The sequence below is a fragment of the Deltaproteobacteria bacterium GWA2_45_12 genome, assembly GCA_001797365.1.
In the GTDB taxonomy this organism is placed as follows: domain Bacteria; phylum UBA10199; class UBA10199; order UBA10199; family UBA10199; genus UBA10199.
This window is the reverse complement of sequence record MGPH01000007.1, coordinates 71,495-78,204: the sequence shown is the minus strand read 5'-3', so window position 1 is coordinate 78,204 and position 6,710 is coordinate 71,495. Positions and strand designations below refer to the sequence as shown.

Annotated in this window: 5 protein-coding genes; 3 read left to right on the top strand and 2 right to left on the bottom strand. The window is 43.8% G+C overall.

What is annotated here, in order from left to right:
• The first annotated feature begins 125 nt into the window (after positions 1 to 125).
• On the top strand, positions 126 to 572 hold the full coding sequence (locus A2048_02200; protein ID OGP10729.1) for a hypothetical protein: 447 nt from the start codon (positions 126 to 128) through the stop codon (positions 570 to 572).
• Positions 573 to 637: 65 nt separating this feature from the next.
• Positions 638 to 1,912 carry a hypothetical protein gene (locus A2048_02195; protein OGP10728.1) on the top strand — a complete coding sequence of 425 codons (1,275 nt, stop codon included), beginning with the start codon at positions 638 to 640 and terminating at the stop codon, positions 1,910 to 1,912.
• Positions 1,913 to 1,951: 39 nt separating this feature from the next.
• On the opposite strand, the gene A2048_02190 is transcribed toward A2048_02195, so the two are convergent.
• Positions 1,952 to 2,557 (bottom strand): hypothetical protein, encoded by a 606-nt coding sequence (locus tag A2048_02190; GenBank protein OGP10727.1) that lies wholly within the window; start codon positions 2,555 to 2,557, stop codon positions 1,952 to 1,954.
• A gap of 411 nt (positions 2,558 to 2,968) precedes the next feature.
• On the opposite strand from A2048_02190, the gene A2048_02185 reads away from it, so the two are divergent.
• Positions 2,969 to 5,590 (top strand): hypothetical protein, encoded by a 2,622-nt coding sequence (locus A2048_02185; protein ID OGP10726.1) that lies wholly within the window; start codon positions 2,969 to 2,971, stop codon positions 5,588 to 5,590.
• Here A2048_02185 and A2048_02180 read toward each other — a convergent pair.
• A complete protein-coding gene (locus A2048_02180; protein OGP10725.1) occupies positions 5,587 to 6,687 on the bottom strand; it encodes a hypothetical protein in 1,101 nt (366 codons plus the stop codon). The genes A2048_02185 and A2048_02180 overlap by 4 nt on opposite strands.
• Positions 6,688 to 6,710: the final 23 nt, after the last annotated feature.

The window sequence follows — 6,710 nt, the reverse complement described above, 5'->3', positions numbered from 1 at the left end:
AAGAGATAAAAAAGGCTGCTTGATATGAAAAAAATGCAGAGCTGTCAGATAATTTCAACTAAAAATTTGACATCGCCCCGTTGACCCGCATTGTGTTATGGGGTTCAATAAATACCTCAGCAGCAATGTTTGGCGACCATGATGTTGAACAGTTTGCAGATCCCTATATAAAAGATCCCTCAAAAATTCCTTCAAGAAAGGCCTATGCTCGACTTTTGCAATATTTTTTAACCACTGAACAAGGGTTGCAAGAAAGACTGGTTTTGCAACGGAGCATCCAGCAACCGACATTGGTCATTCATAGCGAGGCCGATCAAGTGGTTTCCACCGAAACAGCACATGCATTGGATGCTACCATTCCCAACTCAGAACTTCTTTTACTGGGAACAGAGGATTTTCCGGAAGCAGGGCATACACCCATGTCGGATTCAACCTCCGATTTTATTATCAGAGTGACTGGTGATTTTGTTCAGGGTACCCCATCGATCATTCGAGAAACGAGCGATGGTGCAAGTTATCTTGTTTTTGATCCTAAGCAAAACACGTATAATCGCGCGTATGTTTCCCCGTGAGTTTAAGCAACTTATGAAAAAGTGTGTCGATAATTACAAAGTTAAAATGAAAGAGCAAATTTTATATGGTAGATTTTTGTAAACCGGAAGCAACAAATTGGCTTACTCTAGCAGCAGGTGTGGTGGGAGGAGCAGCAGCAGGATACGGCGCTTCCAAGCTTCCCGTGGATGGTTCCGTTTCTAGAGGATTCACAATTGGTGCAGGTGCTTTGGTTGGTACAGGTGTGGGTTTGGTGGGGACAAATACTGCATCTTGGTCCCTGTGTCAGGATACCTCTGATCAATGGAAATATCTTCAAGATGGCACTGTGCGCACCCTTGGTGAAAATAGTGAGAAAGTGGGTCAGTTTGAACAGGTTACAATCAATGACGCGCCCTTAAATATTCATTATATTGAGAAGGGAAATCCAAAAGCCAAGACGATTGTCTTGATTCACGGTTTTGGGGGGAATGCCTATTCGTTCAATTATATTTTCGATCAATTGGCAAAAGATTATCATGTGATTGCCTTGGATTTGCCGGGCCATGGGTACTCAAACCCTATCCCTGAAGCGTACCAAATCAGCAATAATAACGAAAAATACAAGGATGTTTTCAAGGAAGTGGTTATCCCATCACTTGTTAAATTTTTAGAACAAAAAAACCTTTCCGATGTTTTAGTGGTTGGGAATTCCATGGGGGGTGAAATAAGTTTGGACCTTGCAAATGCCACGCCTCGAGTTGGTCAGTTGGTATTGATTGGAGCTTTGGCTTCACCTGATGCTCCTATTGACATTCCCTGGTTTGTTTCTATGGCGGGAGAGGCACCTCCGTCCCTTATTTCAGGACCAACTCTTGAGCGCGTTGCGACTCGTGAGGTTTTAAGGGGTAATATTTATCCCTCAGCTCGCCTCTTTGGGGACCATGATGTAACCCAATTTGCTCTTCCCTACATGAACGGAACCCAAGTGACTTCACGTCGGGTTTTTTCTAATTATCTTCAAGATGCCCTTCTCAATCCTAAAAGAATCAAGGAGAGAACAGAAAGACAACGTCATATTCAACAGCCTACCCTCATTATCAATGCAGAAAATGATAAGCTCATTGACCCTCGCATTCCCGTGGCCTTAAATCAGATGATCCCACATTCAGCCTTGGTGATGATGATGGAAGGAGATTTCCCTGACGCAGGACATACCCCCATGAGTGTGTCGGGAGCTTCTTCAGAGGCTATTGTAAAAATGATACAGGGTTTTGTCAGTTACAAATCTTCTGAGTTTTTAAATGGTTTTCATCCGGAGAATAAAGTGCCGTTTCGTTACAACCCGCTTAATGGCCATTATGATCGGCTGACACACTAAAATTTTTAAGCATCACAAAAAATCCGGGGCATCTGGACTTTAACTCTTTATTTTGGGCATGATATTTTGCTTGTAGATATACTGGCCCAAACTTCTTAGATGTTCAAATTGTTGGGTAATGAAAACAGGCGTAAAATTTCCATCGGATTTTTCTAAAACAACCAGGTTTTCTGCTGAAGAGAGCCCATTGAGTTCGTTTTGATTTAATGTCCATTTAAGAGTGAAGGTCTTACAAGTGTGGGGATGTTGAAAGGTGACGCTAAAGAAATGATCATCAGAAAAGTTGGAATCCCACTGGTAGGTGTGGCCTGTAATCAGAGGAATATCTTTTTTCCCAAATCCGCTTTCAGAAAATGCTTGTAAAATATTGAGGAGCTGCTTTTCCGGAGGCACAGGTGTTGAATCCTGCCATTCCTCCATGAATAATCCTTCTCCAATTCTATGTTCTTGTTGAACGGGTCGGGAGCCGGCTGTGTTGCTGGTGTGCGAGGGTTCCAATTGTGGAATGCACACTTGAGGGGGACGTGTTCCCCACCAGTTTCTTAATGTATCGACCACCGATTTCAAAATATTTTGGGTGTTTTGGGCCAAGACAAACGAGAATCCGGTCGGCAATATCTTCGGGGCAGGATTTGTGGGGGTCACTATAGGAGCACTGCTACCATGGGGCGCTGCAGCTGAAATTCTTGATGCCATAGCACACCGTTAAAAAAGCAAGAAAAATGCCAGAATTTTATTTTTTTGTAACGGGCTACTTTTTTGAAATCACTTTATTTTTTAATGGGATAAAAGTTTGAAAAATTAAAAAAAGAGGGCTTTACCCCCCAATAGCCGTATTGGATCTAATCAATATCCGGATATCATTTGGGCCACAGTTTTTCATCAACGAGTCATTTTTGTAAATCTGACACATAAGCCTATTTAGCTTCTCCATTTGAGAAAAGATGTTCTTTTATCAATTTTATTAAGAGAATGGTTATGTAACCCATTGTATTTAATTGTATTTTTAAATAAAAAATGGCATGATTCTTGGAGTTTAAAAAGAGGGGGTTAAATATGAAATTTACAAAAGGGATGAAATGCTTAGGTCTATGGTTCCTTGGTTTTTTTTCTTTGATTTTTCAAATGCCAGCAGGATTGGCTAACGATATTTTTGTTGATGTTCCGCAAATTGCAGCGGGGGTTGATTCTTCGGATATTTTTTTGGATCGTGATAATCGATGTACGCTAAGGGAAGCCGTTGCCAATACCAATGACGATAGACAAGTGTATACGGATTGCGAACCAGGGGCCCCACGGGGTCAGGATGTTATCCATCTTCCAGCAGGTTCAACTCACACCCTTATTCCCCAGCAACGCCAACAACGGGCCATCGTTATCGAAAGCCCTGTTTCCATTGTAGGGGATCCCAATAATCCTCCTGTCATCAGTGGAAATAATGCAATGCCCATTTTTAACATTCTCATTAACACCCGTGTTTCTTTTTCGAATATTTCTTTGGTTCATGGGGATGCCCCGTCAGGTGGATGTATTTATAATGGTGGATTTTTAACGGTAACGGGAGGTTCTTTTACTAACTGTGTTGCAGAGGATATTGGTGGTGCGATTTTCAGTGATATTAATTCGACAGTTTCTTTTAATAGAACCCAGTTTTTAAGAAATAGGGCTAATAGCGGCGGGGCCATTTATAGCAATGCCATTCGTATGGATCTGATGGCCACCGATTTTAGTGAAAATGAAGCTCACAGCCAGGGTGGGGCTATTTTTTCAAATTCTCCCACAGTGGTTATCACCCGATCCAAATTTGTCAATAACCAGGCTGCCGATCCGGTCAACTTATTTGGGGGGGATACAAAAGGAGGGGCTCTTTACATTGCCGATGGCCGGGTTGAGATTTCAGGGACTCAATTTTCTAATTCCGTAAATAATCAGATGGGAAATAAAGCCAATCATGGTGGGGGGATTTATAATCATGACAATGCTTCCCTCATTATTCATCATTCCTCCATTACCAGAAATAATGGACGCACTTTTGGAGGTGGAATTTATAATGAAGGAACACTTCAAGTTTTTAATGTGACGATTTCAGGAAATCAATCCCTTGTCGGAAATGGGCCAGGCGGTTTTATCGCGGGGGGCGGTATTTTTAATACGGGCCGAATGACCATTGACCATTCCACAATTACAGGCAACCAAAGCGTGGAAGCCGGAGGTGTTCAAAACAACGCGATGGGGGATGATTCAATAGAAATGAGAAATAGCCTATTGGCAGGAAACACTGCACGTGAAGAATCTCCTGATTGTCAAGGGTCCATGCAATCGGAAGGATACAATCTGATTGGAGATATGTCCGGTTGTGAGCTGAGGGTTTTTAATGATCAGATCAATGTCCTTGTTGGAGAAAATGCCCTGAATTTGGATGCCATCCTGAGTCCCAGACTGGCTTCCGTTGTTCATAGGCCGGATGCCGATGGAAATAGGGCAACAACGCTTATTCATCCGCTTACCCAAGGTAGCCCAGCCATTGAAGCCGGAACGTGTACGCGTATCAGTGGGGAGACGGCTGCCGATGACCAAGCGGGCTTTCCTCGCGGCATTGTGACATTGGGTGACTATGTTGTTGTTGCCCAGAGCCGCCCCGTGGTGGGGGATATTTGTGATGTGGGCGCCTACGAATTTGCCGCGGCCGAGGACCAGAGGCTTATCGATGATTTTTTTAATCATTTAAATGAAGATGCTGACCGGGATCGTGTTCGAAATGATATTGATAATTGTTGGAGAGTGGCTAATGCCGCCCAGAAGGATTTTGATGGGGATGGCATAGGAGACGTTTGTGATAATTGTTGGAGAGTGGCTAATAGAAATCAAAACAATCGGGATCAGGATTTTTCTGGGGATGTTTGTGATTTTCCTGAAACTTGCAATAACCGGATCGATGATGATGGGGACCGGATTGTTGATTGCAATGATCCTGATTGCAATAACAACCAGGCTTGCCTGGCAATACCACCACCTCCACCTCCGCCACCTCTTGCCGAAGCTAATTGTGTAAATGGCGTGGATGATGATGCGGATAATTTAATCGATTGCGTTGACCCTGACTGCAATAATAACCAGGCTTGTCTAGCCCCACCACCTCCACCACTACCTTTGGCAGAGGTGTGTAATGATCTTGTCGATAATGATGGGGATGGTTTGAACAATTGCAACGATCCGGATTGCCAAGCCGATCCTCTTTGCGTCCAAGCGCCACCCCCACCGCCTCTTGCCGAAGCTAATTGTGTAAATGGTGTGGATGACGATGCGGATAATTTAATCGATTGCGCTGACGCTGACTGCCATAACAACCAAGCTTGCCTGGCAGTACCTCCACCTCCGCCGCAACCTTTACCAGAGGTATGTAATGACCTTGCCGATAACGATGGGGATAACGATGTTGACTGTGCGGATGCGGATTGCGCCAATGATCTTCATTGTGCAGGGATAGCCCCAGCGCCCGTTCCTCCACCCGCCGAAATCTGTGGAAATAATGTGGATGATGATGGAGACCAAGCCGTTGATTGCAATGACGGTGATTGTAATCAGGATCCGGCTTGTGCGGGCGGAGCCGGTGGTGTTCAACCCATTGTCAAAAAGAATGGTGGTAGTGGGGGTGGTTGTAGCTTGCGAAGGTTTTAAAGTGAAAACAGTTTTGTTAATCCCCAAAGAAGCGGGGCTGAGACAAGGGGGATGACAAGATTGTCATCGATTTTTTTAAAACTGGCTTCAGCGGCAGCGCCAATCATGCCACCGCACAAAGAAAAAATCCATAGCTTTGAACCTGTCAAAATAAAAGTATCAAAACCAAAGCGCGCAAAGAAAAGTGTCCCGACAAAGCAAACAGTAAAAGCCGCAAGGGAACCTTCCACAGACAAGTGCGTGCTCAGTTTATGTCGCCCATAACGGGTTCCAATGATGCCTGCAAAGGTGTCTCCCATGGCGACGTACCACAGGGCCAGGATACCAACGACTTTAGGAAAAAAAAGAAACAAGATCATGATGGAGGCCATATACCACGTCGCCGAACTAATTTGAGTGCGTTCCCGTTCGCGCATCATGGAGCCGACCATTTTTAAAACCATTTCATTGTAGGGAGGATAGACGCGACGCAGAATTTCGGTGCCAATGGCAAAGGACAGGAATGTGGCCAAAATCATGATCACGGCAAATTCGCTCAAGCCCGAATATCCCCATAACCAAAGCCCGAAAAGACCGTTGAAAGTGTGGAAAATTTTTCGTCGCCATTGCAGGCGTGTACGGCTAGCCAGGATTTTTCCTCCTTGGGCCATTTTTTCCAACATTTGTCTTACAGAAAATGATTGGGTTTCCTTAGCCAGTTTGGCCGCTTCTTCCCTGTATTTTTTAAGTGAGGTAGCAAACTGGATAAAAGTTTCGTGCCAATTTCTTTTGGTTTGCGAGTCATGGATGGCCGAACATAAATTTAAGTAGCATGAGTTGGCTTTTGCTTCGCAATTCTCCAACCTTTTCTTTAAATTCAAAATAATGTCGTGGTTTTTGATCTCTTGGGGCAAATGGGTCAATTGGATTTTGAGCTCATGAATTTTTTCACTCCATTGGTGGAGACTTTCATCTATCTGATTTTTTAAATGATCAATGGTTTCAGTTCGGATTTGTTTGAGATCATTCAAATAATTTTCAAGCTGAATGAGAAAATCGGTTAGTTCCTGGGGTAAAGTAATCAGGCCTTCTTGGAATGTGAGTGTTGGTGACGCCATAGAAATGATGGGGTAAAAAGCTC

Coding starts and splice junctions, on each gene's coding strand:
- A2048_02185 (OGP10726.1), top strand. CDS start 2,969: ATGAAATTTACAAAAGGGATGAAATGCTTAGGTCTATGGTTCCTTGGT.
- A2048_02180 (OGP10725.1), bottom strand. CDS start 6,687: ATGGCGTCACCAACACTCACATTCCAAGAAGGCCTGATTACTTTACCC.
- A2048_02195 (OGP10728.1), top strand. CDS start 638: ATGGTAGATTTTTGTAAACCGGAAGCAACAAATTGGCTTACTCTAGCA.
- A2048_02200 (OGP10729.1), top strand. CDS start 126: ATGTTTGGCGACCATGATGTTGAACAGTTTGCAGATCCCTATATAAAA.